Source organism: Streptomyces sp. 184 (assembly GCF_045781775.1).
Classification (GTDB): Bacteria; Actinomycetota; Actinomycetes; order Streptomycetales; family Streptomycetaceae; genus Streptomyces.
Genome location: NZ_CP123230.1, coordinates 7,550,120 through 7,570,437, shown reverse-complemented (window position 1 = coordinate 7,570,437; position 20,318 = coordinate 7,550,120). Strand labels below are relative to the sequence as shown.

Sequence of the window (20,318 nt, the reverse complement as noted above, 5' to 3'; positions counted from 1 at the left end):
AGGATGTCGAAGGTGACGACAAGCACGAAGGCGCTCCGTAACGACGAGGGACGTACCGCCGCCGAGTCTAACCGCCGGGCCAGGCACCGGCCCGGCGGGAGTCAGCCGAGGAGCTGGTGCTGGAGGACCAGGGTCTGCTGGAACGGCACGAGCGGTGCCTCCTTTGGCGCCTCGACGGTGACCAGGCCGACGGTGTCACCGGCGACGACGTACGCCTGCCGGACGTGCTCCTTGCCGCGCGGCTCCGACTCGTCGTAGACGTACAGCTCCACCTCCGGCAGCCGGTCCTTGTCCGACCAGCGCTCGTCCACCGCCACCTCGGGTGCGCCCGTCAGGTCGCGGGCGGTGGCGATGCCGCCGGCCAACTGCTCGTCGTAGAAGTGGGCGGCGAGGGCGCCGGTGTTGAACTGGAGCAGGTAGATCCGGGCACGGGTGCCGTCGGGCATGGTCCAGCCGGTGGCGGCGATGTGGCGGACGGCGTCGTCGGTGAGCGCCTGCCGCAGCTCGGCGCGTTCTTCCTTCGCGTAGACGGCGGCGAAGTCGGCGGGCGCCAGCCAGCCGTCCTCGGTCTTCAGCCCGTCGTCGTCCTCGGCGCCCGCGGGGGCGGGCAGCAGCAGTTCGCGGAGGTCGGCGTGGTGGACCTCGCCGGCGTTGGCGGGCGCGAACGGCGGCGGCCTGCCCGCGGGCAGCGCGGGCAGCTCCAGCTCGGGGTAGTCCCAGCGGCCGTCGCCGTCGGTGGCCAGGCCGGGCAGGTCGCCGCGCTCGGCGCCGGTCACCGCGTACGCGGAGCCGAACGCGGCGCCCGCGAGCAGGAGGGCGGCGGCGCCCCAGCGCAGCAGGGGCCGCAGCCACCGGCGGCGCGGCGCGGGGGCGGCGGGGGGCGCGGGCTGGGGGTGGGGCTGGGGCTGTCCCGTGTACGGGGGCGGGGGGTGCTGGACGTACGCGGGTGCGGGCGCCGGGGCCGGCGCGGGCGCGGGCGCGGGCGGTTCGGGTGCGGGGCCCGGGCGGGTGGGTCCGTAGCCGCTCATATGGACTTCCCCGGGGCGTCGATGTGGCCGAGCTGGTCCTCCAGGAGCCGTACGGTCCTGTCGCCGTGGGCGGCCGGTCCGTACGAGGTGAGCGTGACCAGCAGGTCTCCCTTGGCCGCCGAGCAGGTCATCATCTTCACCCCGTCGCCTTCGGCGCTGACGGAGGTGGCCGGCACCAGGAAGCACGCGGCGCTGTCCTGCCCCTCGACCTTCGGCCCCTCCTCGAACTCGCCCATGCTGCGCGTCAGTTCCTCCTGGACCGCCGCGAGCCCGGCCGCCGTGCCCTCGCCCGCGACCTCGGCGAGCTGCACCTCGACGACGAGGTCGAACTCGTCGGCCGCGTAGGACCGCATGGCCATCCCCTTCAGCTCCAGGTCCTCCAGCGCGTCGAGCTGCAACCGCCGCTGGTCGGGCGGCAGTCCGCGCGCGGTCTCCTTGTACACGGCCTGCGCCTGCTTGGCGGTCAGGACGGTGTCGTTGCCGAAGCCGTCGATGTCGGGCCCGGGGTGGTAGCCGCGCGGCATCGGCAGCAGCGCGTTGCCGATCGGGCCGCCGGGCGGCGCGGGGACGCCCGGGTCCTTGGCGGCGTCGCCACCGAGGCCGCGCTCCTTCGGCTTCTTCCAGACGTCGGTGCTGCCGGCGCCGCGGTCGGCGTCCTGCACCTTCAGCGCGGTGGCGACGACCCCGGTGGCCGCCGCGCCGGCGGCGAGCACCGCGGCCAGCACGACGAGCACGAGCCGCCGCCGCCCGGACCGCGGCGGCGCGGGCTGTGCGGGCGGCGAGGGCGGCGGGGGCGCGAGCGGGGCCGCGGGCGCGGGGTAGTGGCCGGTCACAGGCGCTCCAACTGGCGTTCGGCGAGCTTCGTCAGGTCCTTCTCCTCGATCGGGGAGCTTTCGATCAGGTAGATCTCCATCACGATGTCGCCGCGGCGCGCGACTGCCGTGCCCTGGTAGAGCGGCGGCACCCCCGCCTCCTCGTAGGGCTCCTCAAGGAAGTACGCGCGGCCGTTCGCGGAGCCCTTCAGCGACACACTCGGCACCTCGCCGCCGGTCATGCCGATGGACGCGATCATCTGCTGCTCCGCCAGGTAGTCCACGGACCCCGCCGTGGCGTCGTTGCGGAACTGGAAGAGGTTGATCATGACCACGGAGTCGAAGCCCCCCTCCTTGCGCCACGAGGTGAACGCGGTCCGCCGCAGCCCCTTCTCCAGCATGAAACCGAGCATGTCCCCGGGCGCACCCGTGTCGGCCACCACCTCGTACGGCGCGAGCCAGCCCTCGCCGCTCCCGCCGATGTCCGTCTCGGCGTCGACCGTCCCGGCCGGCTTGGAGACGAGCAGTTCGCGCAGGTCGCCGTCCGTCTTCACCCGGCGGTCCTGCGCGGCGGACAGCGGCTCGGGGGCCTCGGCGTCGGGCAGCGGTTTCTCGGGGTGGGCCAGGCCCGGCTGGTTGAGCGGGGGGAGCGGGGTCGGGGGTTCGCCGGCCTGCTCGGCGTAGCCGTAGGTGACGCCGCCGAGGGTGCCGGCGAGGACGGCGGCGGCCAGCAGCAGGGCGGTGCGCAGCCCGCGGCGGCGGGGCGGCCGGGCGGCGGGCGGGGGCGGCCCGTAGGCGGCGCCGGCGGCCGGGCCGTACGCGCCCGCTGCCGGGCTCCCGTACACGCTGTTCGACGGGGTCGGCGGCGGCCCGGTGTCGGGCCTGATCGGTGTGAGCCTGGTCGTCGGCGGGTCGTCGGCCGCGGGCGGGCCGCTCGTTCCGTCGGGAAAGGTCACAAGCGCCCCCTGCTCAGGTCCATACCTGTACAGCGCGCGGCGGCGCGAGAATGTCACGCTTCCCCGCAGTACCTACAGTTGGCGCATGGCCAAGAAGCTTGTGATCAAGGTGACCGCGGGTACGGATGCGCCGGAGCGCTGCTCCCAGGCGTTCACGGTGGCGGCCGTCGCCGCCGCCAGCGGCGTGGAGGTGTCGCTCTGGCTGACCGGCGAGTCCGCGTGGTTCGCGCTGCCCGGGCGGGCCGCGGAGTTCGAACTGCCGCACGCCGCGCCGCTGCCGGACCTGATCGACGGGGTGCTGGCGAGCGGGCGGGTCACGCTGTGCACGCAGTGCGCCGCGCGGCGCGGGATCGAGGAGAAGGACGTGCTGGAGGGGGTACGGATCGCCGGGGCGCAGGTCTTCGTCAGCGAGGCGATGGCCGACGGCACCCAGGCCCTCGTCTACTGACCGCGGGCGCGCGGGGCGTCTCTCCTCTGTTGGTGCACCGCACGTCTCATTTCTCGTCCCACCACGTGTCGCCTTCCTCCCGCCGGTTGCCGGTGATCACCGCCACCGGCGGGAGGACGGCCGCGACCGCGCACATGGCGACGGCGGCGGGCGCGGAGAAGTGGGAGACGACGGCGCCCGCCAGCACGAAGAGCAGGACGGCGGCGCCCATCAGCAGGAAGTAGCGCCTGCGGCGCCGCGGCTGACTCCGCGGCTCGCGGGGGTCGGATGGGACGCCGGAACGGCGGAAGCCCCGCATGCCTCCACGGTACGCCCGGGAGGCGGTGCGGGGCTTCCGCGCGGTTTGCGCGCCCGTACGGCCGGGTCTCAGACCGCGATCGCGACCTCCGAGAGGCCGCCCTGCTGGGCGACCACGGTGCGGTCGGCGGTGCCGCCGGGCACCAGGGCCCGTACGGTCCAGGTGCCCTCCGCGGCGTAGAACCGGAACTGGCCGGTGGCCGACGTCGGCACCTCGGCGGTGAACTCGCCGGAGGCGTCCAGCAGCCGCACGTAACCGGTGACGGGCTCGCCGTCGCGGGTCACGGAGCCCTGGATCGTGGTCTCGCCGGCCTTGACGGAGGCGGCGTCAGGGCCGCCTGCCTTGGCTCCGCACATGGGGAGTGGTGTCCTTTCGTCGGGGTGTGACCGGGCGGTCAGCGGTCAGTCGTTGGCGCCGAGCTCGATCGGCACGCCGACGAGGGAGCCGTACTCGGTCCAGGAGCCGTCGTAGTTCTTGACGTTCTCCTGGCCCAGCAGCTCGTGCAGCACGAACCAGGTGTGGGCGGAGCGCTCGCCGATGCGGCAGTAGGCGATGGTGTCCTTGGACAGGTCCACGCCCTCGCCCTCGTACAGCTCCTTCAGCTCGTCGTCCGACCGGAAGGTGCCGTCGTCGTTGGCCGACTTCGACCACGGGATGTTCCGCGCGGAGGGCACGTGCCCGGGCCGCTGCGACTGCTCCTGCGGCAGGTGGGCCGGGGCCAGCAGCTTGCCGGAGAACTCGTCGGGGGAGCGCACGTCGACGAGGTTGAGGTTGCCGATGGCGGCCACGACGTCGTCGCGGAAGGCGCGGATGGCGGTGTCCTGCGGCTTGGCCTTGTACTCGGTGGCGGCGCGCTCCGGCACCTCGGCGACCAGGTCGCGGGAGTCCAGCTCCCACTTCTTGCGGCCGCCGTCGAGGAGCTTGACGTCGCCGTGGCCGTAGAGCTTGAAGTACCAGTAGGCGTACGCCGCGAACCAGTTGTTGTTGCCGCCGTAGAGGACGACCGTGTCGTCGTTGGCGATGCCGCGCGCGGACAGCAGCTTCTCGAAGCCGGCCTGGTCGACGAAGTCGCGGCGCACCGGGTCCTGGAGGTCGGTCTTCCAGTCGATGCGGACGGCGTTCTTGATGTGGTTCTTGTCGTACGCGGCGGTGTCCTCGTCGACCTCGACGAGGACGACCTTCGGGTTGTCGAGGTTGGCCTCGACCCAGTCGGCGTCCACCAGGACGTCACTGCGGCTCATCTGCTTCTCTCCTCCGGAGCGCTGGACAGGGGTACGGGCGGGTGTGCACCCGGCACGCGCGGCAGGCAGGGCGGAACGCCGGATGCGGAGTGTGCGGACAGCCGGGCGGGCGGTGCGGGGAGGCACGGGCCCGGCTGGGGGCGGGAGCTGCGAACCCGGACCCCGGTCAGGCGGTGCGACAGAGCATGGCGGCGACGCGGCACAGGTCGACGGCCCGCCGCTTGGTCAGGTGATCTGCCTGTCCCCTGGGGCGGGGACCGCTCATCGAGCACAGCATGTGGTCGATCGTACGGAGGGACGTGCGCATGTGTCACCGTTGTGTCGGATTGTGAGACGGCTTCGTCCGGGATATGGGATGAGAGCGGGGTGGGCGATGGCCGCGCGGCGGTGTGCGGAGGGTGGCGGGGCCGGGACTTCTGCGGTATGGACGCGGGGGTCTCAGCTTACGGACGCGGGCAGGGAGGTATTTGTGTGTCCGGTGACCGGTGTGTCTCGCCGCGGTGCGGTGGTGGGCCTCATCGTCAGTTGCGCGCCGAGCGCTCGTCGCCCAGCTCCACGTCCCTGCCGCTGCCCGTGACGACGATGCCGTCCTTCGTCACCTCGACGTCCGTGAGACGTATGCCCGGCGGCAGGTCCTTGATCGTCCAGTTGTAGTCCATGCGTTCGCGTACGAAGTCCTCCAGGCCCGGCACGCCCTGGAGGTTGTCGACGCCGGTGGCCCGCAGCCGTATCGTGTCGCCGTCGGCCACGCTGACCTCGCCGAGCAGCGACTCCTCCAGCCGCTGCCCGAGGAACGTCGCCCCGACCGTCGCCTTCACCTTGTTGTCGCCGGCCGCGTCCTTCCCGCCGTACGAGACCTCCACCACCGGCAGCGCCGCGGAGATGTCCTCGTACGTGATCGTCACCTTGCCGTCGGCCTTGTCCGCGGTCGCCCGGTCCCAGTCGTCGCCCTTGATCCGCACGCCCTCCAGCGCGCCGCGCACGCCGTCCAGGCGCAGGGCCCGGCCGCCGCTGCCGACGGCGTCGATGCCGTCGATCCGTACGTCCACGGCCTCGAACTCGCGGGACATCACCTGCGTGAGGAAGGGGAACCCCTTGATGTCGATCCCGGGCCGCTGGGAGAGCCCGTACTCCTTCTCGATGCGGTCGGCCGCGTCCGACTCGGCCAGCTTGAGCGCGATGCGGTCGGCGGCGAGCGCGAGCACGCCGACGACGAGCAGCACCACCACTGTGATCCTCAACCAGCGCATCGCTTCTCCGCCCCCCGGTCGGTCGTGCCTGAGAGCTTAGACAGATGTACGGCTCCGTACCCCCGGGTTGGCGGGGGTGTCGGGGGCCGGGGCACCCGGAGGATCAGAGCAGTGCCAGCCCGAGCAGGTGGACCGCCGGCACCGAGAGCGTGAGCGGCAGGGACACCCCGGCCGTCATGTGCACGAACCGCGACGGGTAGTCGTAGCTGGCCACCCGGACCGCGACGAGCACGCACACCCCGGCCGCCAGGCCCAGCAGCCCGCCGGCGGCGCCCATGTCGGTGCCCAGCCCCGCCGCGAGCCCGCCGGCCCCGGCCGCGGCGACCGCGGCGACGGGCGAGGCGTTCGGCGGCAGCGGTACCCCGCGCCCCAGCGTCCCGGCGGCCACGGCGACGGCGCCGACGACGACGGCGTGCCGTTCGGCGGCGAGGTAGCCGGAGGCGAGGACGGCGAGGGCGGCGGCGGCGAGCGCGACGTTCAGGGCGGTGAGGCGCTCCTTGGGGGCCTTGGTGCTGCGCAGTTGGACGAGGGCGATGAGGAGGAACCAGCAGCCGAGGGAGCCGAGCGCGGCGATCGTCGCGTCGTCCTCGTCGACGGCGAGGACCGCGCCGGTGGCGGTGAGGCCGGCGGCAGCCGCGAGGGCGATGCCCTCGCGGGCGGGCCACATGCCGTTCAGCCGGAACCAGCCGGCGGCGGTGACGAGCTGGAGCAGGGCGACGGCGACGGCGAGCCCGGGGCGCACGTCGAGCGCGGCGGCGGCGGCGAGGAGGGCGGCGAGCACGGCGGTGAGCGCGGCGGGCTGCGGCCCGGGCGCTATCAGAACGGAGGTGCCCTCCTCGCGCAGCACCTCGGCGGGCGGCTTGGGCCGCCGCGGGGTCGGGGCGCCGTAGAGGGTCCCGGTCTCGGGCCCGCCGGGCCCGGGGAAGCCGGGGTCGGCGGAGCCGGGGGCGGGAGCGCGGCCGGGGGGCGGGACGTCGGGCTGCCCGGCTACGTCACCGGGGTGCCCGGGCGCGCGGCGCCGCCCGCCACCGTGCCGCCCGGGTGCGGGGGCGGGGTGGCCGGGCGCGCCGGGGTGGCCGGGCGCGCCGGGGTGGCCCGCCGCGTTGCCGTGGGGCCCGGGTGCGGTGCCGGGGTGGCCCGGGCCCGGGGTGCCGCCGCCCGTGGCGCCGCGTTCCCAGCCGTTGGGCCAGTAGGCGCCGTCGCCGCCCGGGGGTTCGTGGTCGGTGACCGGCGGCAGGTAGGCGGTCTGCTCGACGGCCGGCTCGGCACCGCCGCCGCCGTACGCGGCGGCGCCGCCGTCCGCCACCGGCGGCGGGTACGCCGTCCCGCCGGCGATCCCCGCCGCGCCCGCGCCCGTACCCCCGCCCCGGCCGTCGCCTGCGGTCGGCGGCGGATAGCCCGCCTCCGCGCCCTGCCGGCCGCCGTGCGCCCCGCCGCCGTACGTCTGCGGATGCCCCCCGGCTCCGCCGGTGCCGCCCCCGTACGACCCGCCGTACCCCGCGCCGTGTCCGCCGGGCTGCCCCGCGCCCGCGGGCGCCTGCCCGCCGCCGTACGGCGCCGCGTGCCCGGCGCCGCCCGCGGCCCCGCCTCCGTACGACCCGCCGGGCCGCCCGTCCCCGTACGAACCGCCGCCCTGCCCCTCTCCGTACGACCCGCCGTAGGTGCCCCCGTACGGGCCCTCGTCCGTGACCGGCGGCAGGTACGCCGTCTGCTGGGCCGCCGCCGACTCCTCGTGGAGTGCCATCCCCAACTGCGTCTCCGGGCCGGCGTAGCCGTCGTCGCCCTGGCCCGCCGCCGGCGGGAACTGCGTGTGGCCGCTCGGGGTGCCGGCGTCGGCGCCGTCGTGCGGCTCCTCGTACGGGGCCCAGCCCGCGGGCGTCGCCGACCACGGCGCGGGGTCGTGTCTCTGGTCGCTCATCGTGCGCCTAGCCTCCCGCGAACGGGGGCAGGACCTCAACCGTCCCCCCGTCCGCCAGCGCCACCCCGGCGTGGTCGCGCGCGCCCACCGCCCGCCCGTCCACCAGGAACGAGCACCGCGCCAGCACCCGCGCCAGCTCCTCCCCGTGCCGCCCCCGGGCCGCGGCCAGCGCCTCGGCCAGGGTGTCCGCCGCGTAGGTCTCCTCCGCGGTGCCGGCCGCGGCCTTGGCCGCGGCCCAGTACCGGATGGTCCCGTTGGCCGTCATGGCGTGGCGAACCCCCTACGAATACCTGTCCAGATTTCCAGATCCGACTGCGTCGTGCTGTCCCGCGTACCCCGTACGCCCCCATCATGCCCCTAGCGAAATGCTCGTCGCCCCGGGCAACCATCGACGTACGCTTCGGACGTGCTCGTCCGAATCCTCCGCGCCCACCTGCGCCCGTACCGCCGGGACCTCGCCTGGGTCGTGGCGCTCCAGTTGATCGCCACCCTGACGACGCTCTACCTCCCCACCCTCAACGCCGACATCATCAACCACGGCGTCATCCCGGGCGACAACGGCTACATCGTGCGCACCGGCGGCTGGATGGTCGCCTTCAGCGTGCTCCAGCTCTGCGCCGCCGGCGGCGCCGTGTTCTTCGGCGCCCGTACGGCCACCGCCCTCGGCCGCGACGTGCGCGCCGCCGTCTTCGACCGCGTGCAGTCCTTCTCCGCCCGCGAGGTGGCCCACTTCGGCGCCCCGTCCCTGATCACCCGCACCACCAACGACGTGCAGCAGATCCAGATGCTCGCCCTGATGACGTTCACGATGATGGTGACGGCGCCGATCATGTGCGTCGGCGGGGTCGTCATGGCGCTCAACCAGGACGTGCCGCTGACGTCCCTGCTGCTGGTCGTCGTGCCGCTGCTGGGCGTCGTCATGGCGCTGATCGTGCGCCGGATGCGCCCGCTGTTCCGCAGCATGCAGAAGCGCATCGACGAGGTGAACCGCGTCATGCGCGAGCAGATCACCGGCATCCGCGTCATCCGCGCCTTCGTCCGCGACGAGCACGAGCGGCGCCGCTTCGGCAAGGCCAACGCCGACCTGCGGGACGTGGGGACCCGGGCCGGCCGGCTCATGGCGCTGCTGTTCCCCACCCCGATGTTCGCCATGAACCTGTCGAGCGTCGCCGTGGTCTGGTTCGCGGCCGGACGGATCGACAGCGGCGCCATGGACGTCGGCGCGCTGACGGCGTTCCTGTCCTATCTCATGTACATCCTCAGCAGCGTCATGATGGCCACCTTCATGTTCATGATGATCCCGCGCGCGGAGGTCTGCGCCGAGCGGATCCAGGAGGTGCTGGACACCGAGTCGTCCGTCGTCCCGCCGGCGGCACCGGTGCCCGCGGCGACCGAGCCGCGCGAGCGCGGCCGGCTCGACGTCCGCGGCGTCGAGTTCCGCTACCCGGGCGCCGAGGAGCCGGTGCTCAAGGACGTCGACCTGGTGGCACGCCCGGGGCGTACGACGGCGGTCATCGGCAGCACGGGCAGCGGCAAGTCGACGCTGCTGGCCCTGGTGCCGCGGCTGTTCGACGCCACGGCGGGCAGCGTCGCCGTCGGGGGCGTGGACGTACGGGACCTGGACCCGGCGGCGCTGGCGCTGGCCATCGGGTACGTACCGCAGAAGCCGTACCTCTTCAGCGGCACCGTCGAATCAAACCTCCGCTACGGAAAACCCGACGCCACCGAGGACGAGCTGTGGGACGCGCTGCGCACGGCGCAGGCCGAGGACTTCGTCCGCGCCATGGACGGCGGCCTCGACGCGCCCGTCGCGCAGGGCGGCTCGAACGTCTCCGGCGGCCAGCGGCAGCGCCTCGCGATCGCCCGCGCGCTGGTGCACCGGCCCGACATCTACCTCTTCGACGACTCCTTCTCCGCCCTCGACTACGCCACGGACGCCGCCCTGCGCACGGCGCTCACGCGCCGGCTCGGGGACGCGACGGTCGTGATCGTCGCCCAGCGGGTCGCGACGATCCGCGACGCGGACCGGATCGTGGTCCTGGACGAGGGCCGGGTGGCGGGTACGGGCACGCACGCGGAGCTGATGGCGGCGAACGAGACGTACCGGGAGATCGTGCTCTCGCAGCTCACGGAGAAGGAGGCGGCGGCATGAGCACGCGGGCGAAGGACCCGGGCGACGGGCCGGAGGAGCGACAGCCGGGAGAACAGCAGCCCGGGGAGCAGCCGCAGGGGGAACAGCAGGCAGGGGAGCAGCGGCAGGGAGAACAGCAGGCCGGGGAGCAGCCGCCGGGCGGGCCGCAGACCGAAGCGGAGAGGCCGCCGCCGCCCGCCAAGGGCTCCGGCTCCGGACCGCAGACCCTCGCCTCCCGGCCGGGGCCGCGCCCCGCCACCGGCCCCATGCGCATGTTCAGCGGCCCGCCCGTCGAGCGCTCCATCGACTTCCGCGGCTCCGCCGTCCGCCTCCTGCGCACCCTGGGCCCCGACCGCACCCTGATACGCGCCATCCTCGTCCTCGGCGCCGCCGGCGTCGCGCTCACCGTCGCCGGCCCGAAGCTCCTCGGCCACGCCACCGACCTCGTCGTCGCCGGCGTGTACGGCGACCGGGTCGACACCGGCTCGGCCCGCCCCACCGACGGCATCGACTTCGACGCCGTCGGCCGGACGCTGCTGTGGGCGGCGCTCGTGTACGTCGTCGCGTGGGGCCTCGGCCTCGCACAGGCGCGGCTGACGGCCGTGGTCGTGCAGCGGGCGGTCTTCCGGCTGCGCGAGGAGGTGGAGGCGAAGCTGTCGCGGCTGCCGCTGTCGTACTTCGACCGCAACCAGCGCGGCGAGATCCTCTCCCGGGCGACCAACGACATCGACAACGTCGGGCAGTCGCTCCAGCAGACCATGAGCCAGATCGTGTCGTCGCTGCTGACGATCGTCGGGGTGCTGGCGGTGATGTTCTGGATCTCGCCGCTGCTGGCGCTGGTCGCGCTGGTGACGGTGCCGCTGTCGATCACCGTGGCGACCCGGGTCGGCAAGCGGGCGCAGCCGCAGTTCGTGGCGCAGTGGGCGTCCACGGGCAAGCTGAACGCGCACATCGAGGAGATGTACACCGGCCACTCGCTGGTCCAGGTCTTCGGCCGCCGCGACGAGGCGGCGCAGACCTTCCGGGAGGAGAACGACGAGCTGTTCCGGGCCGGGTACCGGGCGCAGTTCATCTCCGGGCTGATCCAGCCGGCGATGATGTGCATCGGCAACCTCAACTACGTGCTGGTCGCCGTCGTCGGCGGCCTGCGGGTCGCCTCCGGCGCGCTGTCGATCGGCGACGTGCAGGCGTTCGTGCAGTACTCGCGGCAGTTCAGCCAGCCGCTGGGGCAGATCGCGTCGATGGCGAACCTCGTGCAGTCCGGCGTCGCCTCCGCCGAGCGGGTCTTCGAACTGCTGGACGCGGACGAGCAGGAGCCCGACGCCGAGTCGCCGGCCCGGCCGGCGGCGCCGGTGCGGGGGGAGGTGGCGTTCGAGGGCGTCTCGTTCTCGTACGACCCGGAGAAGCCGCTGATCGAGGACCTGTCGCTGACGGTGCGCCCGGGCCAGACGGTGGCGATCGTCGGGCCCACGGGGGCGGGGAAGACGACGCTGGTGAACCTGCTGATGCGGTTCTACGAGGTGGCCGGCGGCCGGATCCTGCTCGACGGCGTGAACGTCGCGGACATGAGCCGCGAGGGGCTGCGGGCGCAGATCGGGATGGTCCTCCAGGACACGTGGCTCTTCGGCGGCACGATCGCGGAGAACATCGCGTACGGGGCCCCGGCGGGCACGCCGATGGACAGGATCGTCGCCGCCGCGAAGGCCACCCACGTCGACCGCTTCGTACGCACCCTCCCGAACGGCTACGACACGGTGATCGACGAGGAGGGCACGGGCGTCTCGGCGGGGGAGAAGCAGCTCGTCACCATCGCCCGGGCGTTCCTCGCGGAACCGGCGATCCTGGTCCTGGACGAGGCCACCAGCTCGGTGGACACCCGCACGGAGGTCCTGATCCAGCACGCGATGGCGGAACTGCGCACGGGCCGCACGAGCTTCGTGATCGCCCACCGCCTGTCCACGATCCGCGACGCGGACGTGATCCTGGTGATGGAGTCGGGCAGCATCGTGGAACAGGGCACGCACGAGGAACTGCTGACGGCACAGGGCGCGTACGCCCGCCTGTACCAGGCCCAGTTCGCGGAGCCGGTGGCAGAAACGATCTAGGTCACCCGTGCGGGTGGACTGTCCGCCGGGCCGATGATCTGCCCGGCGTGGGTGGGAGAAGCCGGCTGCGAACCCGGAAGAGGGTGCACCCATGACCGTTATGGCAGAGCGCACGCGGTACATGGCGGTCGAGGAGTTCGAGTCGCTTGCCAGGTACGCCGAGAACGAGATCGAAACCGTCAGGTTCGAGTTCATCGACGGACGGATCGGAATCAAGGTCATGCCGGACGGAGACCACAGCGAGATCGTCAGGTGGTTGCAGGAGCAGTGCCATCTGAGCGGGAGCCCTCTGTGTTCGTACGCGGGCGACCTCGGCCTCCAGGTCGGCGAGTACCGCAGCGGCCGAGCCAAGCCGGATATCGTCTTCGCGCCGAAGGGGACGTTCGCCGGTCAGGGTGATGGGGCTGAACCTGACCACGTCGCGATGGTGGTCGAGGTGACCTCGTACGACTCGGACACCCACCGCCGGGATCGCGTGGGGAAGCCCGCGCCTATGCCGCAGCCGGCATTCCGGCATACCTGCTCATCGACCGTGATGCGTGCACCCTCACCGTGTACAGCGAACCCTCTCCCCGTGGCTACCGCGACACCCACTCGGCGGATTTCGGCGACAAGATCGCCCTCCCCAAGCCGGTGGACACCGAGCTGGACACCGAGGAACTCAAGGACTACGTCCGCTGACCCTCCGCCCCGGCCGCCTTCGTCGCCCACTCCGCGATGCGCGTCAGCAGTTCGTCGCTTGCCGCGTTCTCCGCGTGGCCGAAGTCCTCCTCCAGCCACAGTTCCGCCGCTCCCGGCTCCGCCGCGGCGGCGAGGGCGTGGGGGTGGTCCAGGGGGAAGTAGGCGTCCCTGGTGCCGTGGACGACGAGGAGGGGGACCGGGGCGATCAGGGGGACCGCGGCGGTGGGGGAGAGGGGTTCGGGGTTCCAGCGGCGGTGGTGGATGCGGGTCTTCAGGGCGAGGCGGGAGACCGTGCGGCCCGCGCGGCGCTCCACTATCCAGTGCAGCCGCCGCATCGGCGCCGTGCCGCGGTAGAACCAGCGGGCCGGTGAGCTGACCGACACCACCGCGTCGGCGTACGAGGCCGTGTCCGTACGAAGCACGTTTCCGTCGAGCGCGCCCCCGTCGAGCGGCGCCGCGCCGTCCGCCGCCGGGCCCGGGGCAGCGCCGCCGCCGCCCGCGGCGGCGTTTTCGTACGCCTCCGTGCGCCCCTCGCGCCCCCCGCGCTCCCGTTCGTCTCTCCGCGCCGCACCGCGGTACAGCGCGCCGTGGCGCAGCACCACCGAGCCGCCCATCGAGAACCCCACCGTCGCCACCCGGGCGTGCCCCAGCGACCGGGCCCACGCCACCGCCGCCGCCAGGTCCAGCACCTCCCGGTCCCCCACCGTCGACCGGCCGCCCGAGCCCCCGTGGCCGCGGAACGAGAACGTCACCACCCCCGCACGCTGCGCGAACACCGCCGCCGCCCGCCGGATCGCGGGCCGCTCCAGGGCGCCCGTGAAGCCGTGTGCGACCACGATCGCCGGGGCGCCGGGGCCCGGCCCCGGGGCGTACGCGGCCTCGATCGGCACCCCGTCCGCGGCCCGCAGCAACGCCGTGCGGGAACCCGGCGGGGCGGGTGCGGAAGGGCCGGGGGAGGTGTCTCGCCGGCCGGACGAAGCCGCGGGGGTGGAGCGCATGTGGGCTATTCTGACGTGTGAAGGATCCGGGCAAGGTTGCCCCCGGGTCCTTTCGTGCTTTCATGCACCTTCTGAGGAGGCCGACGCCATGGGCACAGACAGAGGCAGAGCCGAGACGCCGACGACCGCGCCGGACGGGACGACCGCGACGACCGCGGCCGACGCCGGCGCCCCCGCGCACCGGGAGGTGCGCCCGTGAGTTCTCTGCTGCTTCTGACCAACGCCCTCCAGCCCTCCGCCGAGGTGCTTCCCGCGCTCGGCCTGCTGCTCCACAACGTCCGGGTGGCCCCCGCCGAGGGCCCCGCGCTGATCGACACCCCCGGCGCCGACGTCATCCTCGTCGACGGCCGCCGCGACCTGCCGCAGGTGCGCAGCCTGTGTCAGCTCCTGCGCTCCACGGGCCCCGGCTGTCCGCTCATCCTGGTCGTGACGGAGGGCGGGCTCGCCGCCGTCACCGCCGAGTGGGGCGTGGACGACGTGCTGCTGGACACCGCGGGCCCGGCCGAGGTCGAGGCGCGGCTGCGGCTGGCGCTGGGCCGGCAGCAGCTCCCCGCGGACGAGAGCCCCACCGAGATCCGCAACGGCGACCTGACGGTGGACGAGGCCACGTACAGCGCGAAGCTCAAGGGGCGGGTGCTGGACCTGACCTTCAAGGAGTTCGAGCTGCTGAAGTACCTCGCGCAGCACCCGGGGCGGGTGTTCACCCGGGCCCAGTTGCTCCAGGAGGTCTGGGGCTACGACTACTTCGGCGGCACCCGCACCGTGGACGTCCACGTGCGGCGACTGCGGGCGAAGCTCGGGCCCGAGCACGAGTCGCTGATCGGCACCGTACGGAACGTGGGTTACCGCTTCGTGGTGCCGGAGAAGGCGGAGAAGAAGGCCGAGAAGCAGGAGCCGAGGAGCGTGCCGCAGGAGATGCGGCACCGCGCGTAGCCGGGGCCGACGCCTTGGCCAGGGCTTCACAAGGCGGGGTAGTGCGAGAAGTCATCACGCGTAGACTTGCGCCGTGGCCAAGGTGACGCGGGACGACGTGGCACGGCTGGCGGGGACCTCGACCGCGGTCGTGAGCTATGTCATCAACAACGGACCCCGGCCGGTCGCCCCGGCCACCCGGGAACGGGTGCTCGCGGCGATAAAGGAGCTGGGCTACCGCCCCGACCGCGTCGCGCAGGCCATGGCATCGCGGCGTACGGACCTCATCGGCATGATCGTGCCCGACGCCCGGCAGCCGTTCTTCGCCGAGATGGCGCACGCGGTGGAGCAGGCGGCGTCCGAGCGCGGAAAGATGGTCCTCGTCGGCAACTCCGACTACCTCGACGACCGCGAGGTCCACTACCTGCGCGCCTTTCTGGGCATGCGCGTCTCCGGCCTGATCCTCGTCAGCCAGGGCCCGAGCCCGGCGGCCGCCGCGGAGATCGACGCCTGGGACGCCCGGGTGGTGCTCATGCACGAGCGCCGGGACCAGCCGGAGGACCTCGTCGTCGTCACCGACGACGTCGGCGGCGCCCGTCTGGCGACGAGCCACCTGCTGGAGCACGGGCACGCGTACGTGGCCTGCCTCGGCGGCGTCGAGACCACACCGACGACGGGCGATCCGGTCACCGACCACGTCGAGGGCTGGCGCGTCGCGATGCGCGCCGCGGGCCGGTCCACGGAGGGCCGGCTCTTCCAGTCCCCGTACAACCGCTACGACGCCTACCAGGTGGGCCTGAAGCTCCTCGCCGGCCCGGACCGCCCGCCGGCCATCTTCTGCGCCACGGACGACCAGGCGATCGGCCTGCTGCGGGCCGCGCGCGAGCTGCGCATCGACGTGCCGGGCGAACTGGCCGTGGCGGCCTTCGACAACGTGAAGGAGGCGGGCCTCACGGACCCGCCCCTGACGACGGTGGCCTCCGACCGCCCGGCGATGGCCCGCGCGGCGGTGGACCTGGTCCTGGACGAAACCCCCCTGGCGACCCGCCGCGAGCGCCTGAAGCAGTTCCCGTCCCACCTGGTCGTCCGCCGCTCCTGCGGCTGCCCCTAGCGGCCCGGGCGCCGACGCGGAAGTCCGGACGGCACCCAGAAGTCAGGAGGGCTTACGGGCCACGCCGCCGAAGTCGTCCACGGGGCCGGCCGCTCCGACGTCCGCGGCGTCGGGACGCCACTGCGTGGTCGACACGACTCCCGGGGGCAGGAGGTCCAGGCCGGCGAAGAAGCCGGCGATCTGCTCCGGGGTGCGCAGCACCAGGAGCGCGCCGCCGCCGCTGTTCCACTGGCGGACCGCGGCCTCCATCCGCTCGCCCCGGATCTCGCTCGTCGGGTGCGTGAAGACCAGGTGGCTGCCGGGGGGCAGGGCGTCCATCAGGGTGGAGACGATGCCGTACGCGGGGCCGTCCTCCCGGACGAACTGGAGGATGCCGCACAGGATCAGCGCGACCGGCCGCGTGAGGTCCAGGGTCTCGGCGGCGGCGGCGAGGATCCGCTCCGGGTCGCGTACGTCGGCGTCCAGGTAGGCGGTGGCGCCCTCGGGGGTGGAGCTGAGCAGGGCGCGGGCGTGGGCCAGGACCAGCGGGTCGTTGTCCACGTAGACGATGCGGCACTCCGGGGCGATGCCCTGGGCCACGTCGTGGGTGTTGCTCGCGGTCGGCAGGCCGGTGCCGACGTCGAGGAACTGGCGGATCCCCGCCTCGCCGACCAGGTAGCGCACCGTACGCTCCAGGAAGCGGCGGTTGCCGCGGGCGTTGTCGCGGATCTCGGGGAAGTAGCCGGCGATCCGGTCGCCCATCTCGCGGTCCGCGGCGTAGTGGTCCTTGCCGCCCAGCCAGTAGTTCCAGATCCGGGCCGAGTGCGGCACCGTCGCGTCGATCGGTGATCCGGACTCGGGGGTTAACGCGTGGTCTGCCACGGAGCCGTCCTCTGCTGCGTTTGCTGGGTGTCCGACAGCGGGCCAACGTATCGCAGCGGCAGGTGCGGCAGACCCACGGCTTTATATCGGGCAAACGCGGTTTTACTCCGCTTCTTACATCCGTCTCAGACACCTCTCAGAATCGGCGGGGACCGTAGCAGGCATGACGGAGCAGACATACCGCACCAGCAGCCAGCCCGACTTCACCGCCGGCCGTGACGGGGCCCTGCCCGCCGACCCGCCCGGCGCCGGGTACCCCCGGACACCCGCCGGCGGGCACGGCGGCTTCGCCGGGTTCGGCGCCCCGCCGCCGCCCCCCGCGGGGCCGCCGCGGCGCAGGCGCGCCAAGGGCCCCCTCGGGCTGCTCGCCGCCGCCGCGCTCGTCGCCGCCATCGTCGGCGGCGGCAGCGCCGCGCTCGTCGGGGAGCTGACCGACTCCTCCGGTACGGTCGGCAGCGCCGCCGGCGCCGCCAGCGGCACCCAGGTCTCCGCCGGCAGCAACGGCACCGTCGCCGGGGTCGCCGCCGCCGTCAGCCCCAGCGTCGTGGAGATCAAGTCCTCCGGGACCGCCGGTCAGTCGACCGGCTCCGGGGTGGTCGTCAGCGAGGACGGCGAGATCCTCACCAACAACCACGTCGTCTCCGGCGCCGAGCAGGTGCAGGTCACGTTCAGCGACGGGTCGACCGCCACCGCCGAGGTCGTCGGCACCGACCCCGACCTCGACATGGCCCTGGTCAAGGTGGCCGGCAAGAGCGGCCTCAAGCCCGCCGCCCTCGGCGATTCCGACTCCCTCAAGGTCGGCGACGAGGTCGTCGCCATCGGCTCCCCCGAGGGCCTGAGCGGCAGCGTCACCAGCGGCATCGTCTCCGCGCTCGACCGCGACGTGACCGTCGAGAAGGAGCAGGAGCAGCAGCCGCAGCGTGGCGAGCAGTGGCCGTTCGGCTTCGGCGGCGGCCAGTACAACGGCCGGCTCGGGTCGGAGACGACCACGTACCAGGCGATCCAGACCGACGCCTCGCTCAACCCCGGCAACTCCGGCGGCGCGCTGGTCGACATGCACGGCCGCATCGTCGGCATCAACTCGGCCATGTACGCGCCCCCGGACGGCTCCTCCGCGGGCAGCGTCGGCCTCGGTTTCGCCATCCCCATCAACGATGTGAAGCACATCCTCGACGACCTCAGGAACAATTGAGGCCGTGACCGAGCAGCAGCAGCGCATCCTGATCGTCGACGACGAGCCGGCCGTACGCGAGGCGCTGGAGCGCAGCCTCGCCTTCGAGGGCTACGGGACCGAACTCGCCGTCGACGGTCTCGACGCCCTCGACAAGGCCCTCTCGTACCGCCCCGACCTCGTCGTCCTCGACGTGCTCATGCCCCGCATGGACGGCCTGACCGCCGCCCGCCGGCTGCGGGCGGCCGGCGACCGGGTGCCCATCCTCATGCTCACCGCCCGCGACACCGTCGGCGACCGCGTGACGGGGCTCGACGCGGGCGCCGACGACTACCTCGTCAAACCGTTCGAGCTGGACGAACTGTTCGCCCGCATCCGCGCCCTGCTGCGCCGCCGCTCCTACGCCGACGGCGGCGAACAGCCCGACACCGCCGAGACGCTGGAGTTCGGCGACCTGCGGATGGACCTCGCCGCCCGCGAGGTCACCCGCGGCGGCCGGCCGGTGGAGCTGACCCGCACCGAGTTCACGCTGCTGGAGCTGTTCCTCAACCACCCGCGGCAGGTGCTCACCCGGGAGCAGATCCTCAAGGCCGTCTGGGGCTTCGACTTCGAGCCCTCCTCCAACTCCCTCGACGTGTACGTCATGTACCTGCGCCGCAAGACGGAGGCCGGCGGCGCCCCGCGGCTGGTGCACACGGTGCGCGGCGTCGGCTACGTCCTGCGCGCCCCGGAGGGCGACGCCCGGACCGCCGGCGGCAGGGGCGCCGCCAGGTGACCTCCCGCGTCGGCCGGCTGCCGCTGCGGTCGCGGCTGGCCCTGCTCACCGCCGCGGCGGTGGCGGTGGCGATCGCCGCGGCGGCGGTCGCCTGCTGGCTGATCACCCGCGACCAGCTCATGAGCCAACTGGACCGTTCGCTGAGGCAGGTCGAGGCGACGAGCACCCTGCCCCAGGTCGTACGGTCCGTCGGCTGCGTCGACGAGCGGCCCGCGGACGGTCCGCTGCTGCCGCGCGTCGAGCTGAACGCGGACCGGACCACCGCGCAGCTCGTGCTGGCGGACGGCACGGCCTGCTGGCTCCAGGGCGAGCACACGATCACCGTCACCGAGACCGACCGGGCCATCGCCGCCCGGCCCGAGTCGCAGCGCAGCGAGGTCATGCACAACGTGACCTCGGACGGCACCGAGTGGCGGGTGCGCACCATCAACGGCGTCATCCTGAACGGCCAGCCCGCCGGGGTCTCCGTGGCCCGCCCGCTCAGCGAGGTCACCGACCCGCTCGGCACCCTCGCCCTCGTCCTCGCCCTCGTCGCCGGCGGCGGCGTCGTCGGCGCCGGGGCGGCCGGACTCCTCGTCGCCCGCGCGGGCCTGCGCCCCGTGGAGCGGCTGACGCACACCGTCGAGCACATCGCCCGTACCGAGGACCTCGCCGTCGAGATCCCCGTCGAGGGCGACGACGAGATCGCCCGGCTGTCCCGCTCGTTCAACGCCATGACCGCCGCCCTCGCCACCTCCCAGGAGCGGCAGCAGCAGCTCATCGCCGACGCCGGGCACGAGCTGCGGACGCCGCTGACCTCGCTGCGTACGAACATCGAACTGCTGGCCCGCAGCGAGGAGTCCGGCCGCGAGCTGCCGCCGCGGCAGCGGGCCGAGCTGCTGGAGTCCGTCACCGCGCAGATGACCGAGCTGGCCGCGCTCATCGGCGACCTCCAGGAGCTGTCGCGGCCCGACGCGGCGCCGGACAGGGCGCAACTGGAGGTCGTCGCGCTGGACGAGATCGCCGAGCGGGCGGTGCGGCGGGTGCGGCTGCGGGCGCCGGAGGTGCGGATCGAGGCGGAGCTGGCGCCCTGGTTCGTACGGGCCGAGCCCGCGGCGCTGGAGCGGGCCGTGGTCAACCTGCTGGACAACGCGGTGAAGTTCTCGCCGGCCGGCAGCCGGGTCGAGGTCCGGCTCGGCGGGGGCGGGCTGCTGCGGGTGCGCGACCACGGTCCGGGGATCCCGGAGGCGGAGCTGCCGCACGTCTTCGAGCGGTTCTGGCGGTCGCCGTCCGCGCGCAGCCGGCCGGGCAGCGGTCTGGGGCTGTCGATCGTGGCCCGTACGGTGCAGCAGGCCGGCGGCACCGTGGAGCTGCGCCGGGCGGCCGGCGGCGGGACGGAGGCGGTACTGCGGCTGCCGGGGGCGCCGGCGCCGCCGCCTGGGTCGTTATCGGCGATCCGGGGGCGGGTGGGGGGCCGTTCGGCGTAATCCGGGTGCCGTCGCGGGGCGGGCCGTGTGCCCCGTACGGGGCAGGGAATCGGAATCGAAGGACATGCCTCCTTCGGGTGACGGTACCGCGCGCCGCTGACCGACTGGGGTATCTCTGACGTGCCAGACGCCCGACTCCTCCCGGGCGTCACGCCC

General features: G+C 73.8%; 20 protein-coding genes and 1 pseudogene. 9 read left to right on the top strand and 12 right to left on the bottom strand.

What is annotated here, in order from left to right; genetic code table 11:
- Window positions 1-101: 101 nt before the first annotated feature.
- The 3 genes from QBL21_RS32240 to QBL21_RS32230 are packed head-to-tail and all read right to left on the bottom strand — an operon-like array spanning window position 102 to window position 2,796.
- Complete coding sequence (locus QBL21_RS32240) at window positions 102-1,028, bottom strand: hypothetical protein (protein ID WP_407565757.1); 927 nt, start codon at window positions 1,026-1,028, stop codon at window positions 102-104.
- Window positions 1,025-1,861 (bottom strand): hypothetical protein, encoded by an 837-nt coding sequence (locus QBL21_RS32235; RefSeq protein WP_407565756.1) that lies wholly within the window; start codon window positions 1,859-1,861, stop codon window positions 1,025-1,027. The genes QBL21_RS32240 and QBL21_RS32235 overlap by 4 nt, the downstream gene beginning before the upstream one ends.
- Entirely contained in the window at window positions 1,858-2,796 is a 939-nt protein-coding gene (locus tag QBL21_RS32230; protein ID WP_407565755.1) for a hypothetical protein, read from the bottom strand. Before QBL21_RS32230 ends, QBL21_RS32235 begins: the two co-directional genes overlap by 4 nt.
- A gap of 85 nt (window positions 2,797-2,881) precedes the next feature.
- On the opposite strand from QBL21_RS32230, the gene QBL21_RS32225 reads away from it, so the two are divergent.
- Window positions 2,882-3,244 carry a DsrE family protein gene (locus QBL21_RS32225; protein ID WP_407565754.1) on the top strand — a complete coding sequence of 121 codons (363 nt, stop codon included), beginning with the start codon at window positions 2,882-2,884 and terminating at the stop codon, window positions 3,242-3,244.
- Window positions 3,245-3,290: 46 nt separating this feature from the next.
- On the opposite strand, the gene QBL21_RS32220 is transcribed toward QBL21_RS32225, so the two are convergent.
- The 7 genes from QBL21_RS32220 to QBL21_RS32190 form a co-directional block, all read right to left on the bottom strand.
- Window positions 3,291-3,542 carry a DUF3099 domain-containing protein gene (locus QBL21_RS32220; protein ID WP_407565753.1) on the bottom strand — a complete coding sequence of 84 codons (252 nt, stop codon included), beginning with the start codon at window positions 3,540-3,542 and terminating at the stop codon, window positions 3,291-3,293.
- Between the two features lie 68 nt (window positions 3,543-3,610).
- Complete coding sequence (locus tag QBL21_RS32215) at window positions 3,611-3,898, bottom strand: DUF1416 domain-containing protein (RefSeq protein WP_407565752.1); 288 nt, start codon at window positions 3,896-3,898, stop codon at window positions 3,611-3,613.
- A gap of 45 nt (window positions 3,899-3,943) precedes the next feature.
- Window positions 3,944-4,783: a sulfurtransferase gene (locus QBL21_RS32210; protein ID WP_407565751.1), complete on the bottom strand. Its 840-nt coding sequence runs from the start codon at window positions 4,781-4,783 to the stop codon at window positions 3,944-3,946.
- Window positions 4,784-4,949: 166 nt separating this feature from the next.
- Window positions 4,950-5,090: a putative leader peptide gene (locus QBL21_RS32205; RefSeq protein ID WP_407565750.1), complete on the bottom strand. Its 141-nt coding sequence runs from the start codon at window positions 5,088-5,090 to the stop codon at window positions 4,950-4,952.
- 214 nt (window positions 5,091-5,304) lie between these two features.
- Window positions 5,305-6,033: a DUF2993 domain-containing protein gene (locus tag QBL21_RS32200; protein WP_407565749.1), complete on the bottom strand. Its 729-nt coding sequence runs from the start codon at window positions 6,031-6,033 to the stop codon at window positions 5,305-5,307.
- Window positions 6,034-6,136: 103 nt separating this feature from the next.
- Window positions 6,137-7,951, bottom strand: a complete 1,815-nt coding sequence (locus QBL21_RS32195) for a hypothetical protein (RefSeq protein ID WP_407565748.1) — start codon at window positions 7,949-7,951, stop codon at window positions 6,137-6,139.
- 7 nt (window positions 7,952-7,958) lie between these two features.
- The gene (locus QBL21_RS32190; RefSeq protein WP_407565747.1) at window positions 7,959-8,216 is read right to left on the bottom strand and encodes a MoaD/ThiS family protein; all 258 of its coding nucleotides are present in this window, start codon (window positions 8,214-8,216) and stop codon (window positions 7,959-7,961) included.
- 141 nt (window positions 8,217-8,357) lie between these two features.
- Here QBL21_RS32190 and QBL21_RS32185 point away from each other — a divergent pair, with 141 nt between their 5' ends.
- The 3 genes and pseudogenes from QBL21_RS32185 (at window position 8,358) to QBL21_RS32175 (ending at window position 12,868) form a co-directional block, all read left to right on the top strand.
- Window positions 8,358-10,103, top strand: a complete 1,746-nt coding sequence (locus QBL21_RS32185; protein ID WP_407565746.1) for an ABC transporter ATP-binding protein — start codon at window positions 8,358-8,360, stop codon at window positions 10,101-10,103.
- A gap of 245 nt (window positions 10,104-10,348) precedes the next feature.
- On the top strand, window positions 10,349-12,187 hold the full coding sequence (locus QBL21_RS32180) for an ABC transporter ATP-binding protein (RefSeq protein WP_407566641.1): 1,839 nt from the start codon (window positions 10,349-10,351) through the stop codon (window positions 12,185-12,187).
- 91 nt (window positions 12,188-12,278) lie between these two features.
- Window positions 12,279-12,868, top strand: a pseudogene (locus tag QBL21_RS32175) (Uma2 family endonuclease).
- Here the strand turns inward: QBL21_RS32175 and QBL21_RS32170 are convergent.
- A complete protein-coding gene (locus QBL21_RS32170; RefSeq protein WP_407565745.1) occupies window positions 12,856-13,866 on the bottom strand; it encodes an alpha/beta hydrolase family protein in 1,011 nt (336 codons plus the stop codon). The pseudogene QBL21_RS32175 and the gene QBL21_RS32170 sit on opposite strands and share 13 nt — an antisense overlap.
- Window positions 13,867-14,061: 195 nt before the next feature.
- Between QBL21_RS32170 and QBL21_RS32165 the strand changes: the two genes are divergently transcribed.
- Complete coding sequence (locus QBL21_RS32165; protein WP_407565744.1) at window positions 14,062-14,799, top strand: response regulator transcription factor; 738 nt, start codon at window positions 14,062-14,064, stop codon at window positions 14,797-14,799.
- Between the two features lie 73 nt (window positions 14,800-14,872).
- A complete protein-coding gene (locus tag QBL21_RS32160; RefSeq protein ID WP_407565743.1) occupies window positions 14,873-15,889 on the top strand; it encodes a LacI family DNA-binding transcriptional regulator in 1,017 nt (338 codons plus the stop codon).
- Window positions 15,890-15,931: 42 nt separating this feature from the next.
- On the opposite strand, the gene QBL21_RS32155 is transcribed toward QBL21_RS32160, so the two are convergent.
- Window positions 15,932-16,750, bottom strand: coding sequence for an SAM-dependent methyltransferase (locus QBL21_RS32155; RefSeq protein ID WP_407565742.1), 819 nt, complete (start codon window positions 16,748-16,750; stop codon window positions 15,932-15,934).
- A gap of 163 nt (window positions 16,751-16,913) precedes the next feature.
- Between QBL21_RS32155 and QBL21_RS32150 the strand changes: the two genes are divergently transcribed.
- The 3 genes from QBL21_RS32150 to QBL21_RS32140 are packed head-to-tail and all read left to right on the top strand — an operon-like array spanning window position 16,914 to window position 20,162.
- Window positions 16,914-17,942: a S1C family serine protease gene (locus tag QBL21_RS32150; protein ID WP_407565741.1), complete on the top strand. Its 1,029-nt coding sequence runs from the start codon at window positions 16,914-16,916 to the stop codon at window positions 17,940-17,942.
- A 4-nt stretch (window positions 17,943-17,946) separates the two neighbouring features.
- Window positions 17,947-18,696: a response regulator transcription factor gene (locus QBL21_RS32145; RefSeq protein WP_407565740.1), complete on the top strand. Its 750-nt coding sequence runs from the start codon at window positions 17,947-17,949 to the stop codon at window positions 18,694-18,696.
- Window positions 18,693-20,162, top strand: a complete 1,470-nt coding sequence (locus QBL21_RS32140) for a sensor histidine kinase (protein ID WP_407565739.1) — start codon at window positions 18,693-18,695, stop codon at window positions 20,160-20,162. Before QBL21_RS32145 ends, QBL21_RS32140 begins: the two co-directional genes overlap by 4 nt.
- The last annotated feature ends 156 nt before the right edge of the window (window positions 20,163-20,318 follow it).

Excerpts from the sequence above, each read along its gene's own strand:
- QBL21_RS32170 (WP_407565745.1), bottom strand. The coding sequence starts at position 13,866 with ATGCGCTCCACCCCCGCGGCTTCGTCCGGCCGGCGAGACACCTCCCCC.
- QBL21_RS32215 (WP_407565752.1), bottom strand. The coding sequence starts at position 3,898 with ATGTGCGGAGCCAAGGCAGGCGGCCCTGACGCCGCCTCCGTCAAGGCC.
- QBL21_RS32190 (WP_407565747.1), bottom strand. The coding sequence starts at position 8,216 with ATGACGGCCAACGGGACCATCCGGTACTGGGCCGCGGCCAAGGCCGCG.
- QBL21_RS32240 (WP_407565757.1), bottom strand. The coding sequence starts at position 1,028 with ATGAGCGGCTACGGACCCACCCGCCCGGGCCCCGCACCCGAACCGCCC.
- QBL21_RS32220 (WP_407565753.1), bottom strand. The coding sequence starts at position 3,542 with ATGCGGGGCTTCCGCCGTTCCGGCGTCCCATCCGACCCCCGCGAGCCG.
- QBL21_RS32180 (WP_407566641.1), top strand. The coding sequence starts at position 10,349 with ATGCGCATGTTCAGCGGCCCGCCCGTCGAGCGCTCCATCGACTTCCGC.
- QBL21_RS32205 (WP_407565750.1), bottom strand. The coding sequence starts at position 5,090 with ATGCGCACGTCCCTCCGTACGATCGACCACATGCTGTGCTCGATGAGC.
- QBL21_RS32200 (WP_407565749.1), bottom strand. The coding sequence starts at position 6,033 with ATGCGCTGGTTGAGGATCACAGTGGTGGTGCTGCTCGTCGTCGGCGTG.
- QBL21_RS32150 (WP_407565741.1), top strand. The coding sequence starts at position 16,914 with ATGACGGAGCAGACATACCGCACCAGCAGCCAGCCCGACTTCACCGCC.
- QBL21_RS32195 (WP_407565748.1), bottom strand. The coding sequence starts at position 7,951 with ATGAGCGACCAGAGACACGACCCCGCGCCGTGGTCGGCGACGCCCGCG.
- QBL21_RS32210 (WP_407565751.1), bottom strand. The coding sequence starts at position 4,783 with ATGAGCCGCAGTGACGTCCTGGTGGACGCCGACTGGGTCGAGGCCAAC.
- QBL21_RS32225 (WP_407565754.1), top strand. The coding sequence starts at position 2,882 with ATGGCCAAGAAGCTTGTGATCAAGGTGACCGCGGGTACGGATGCGCCG.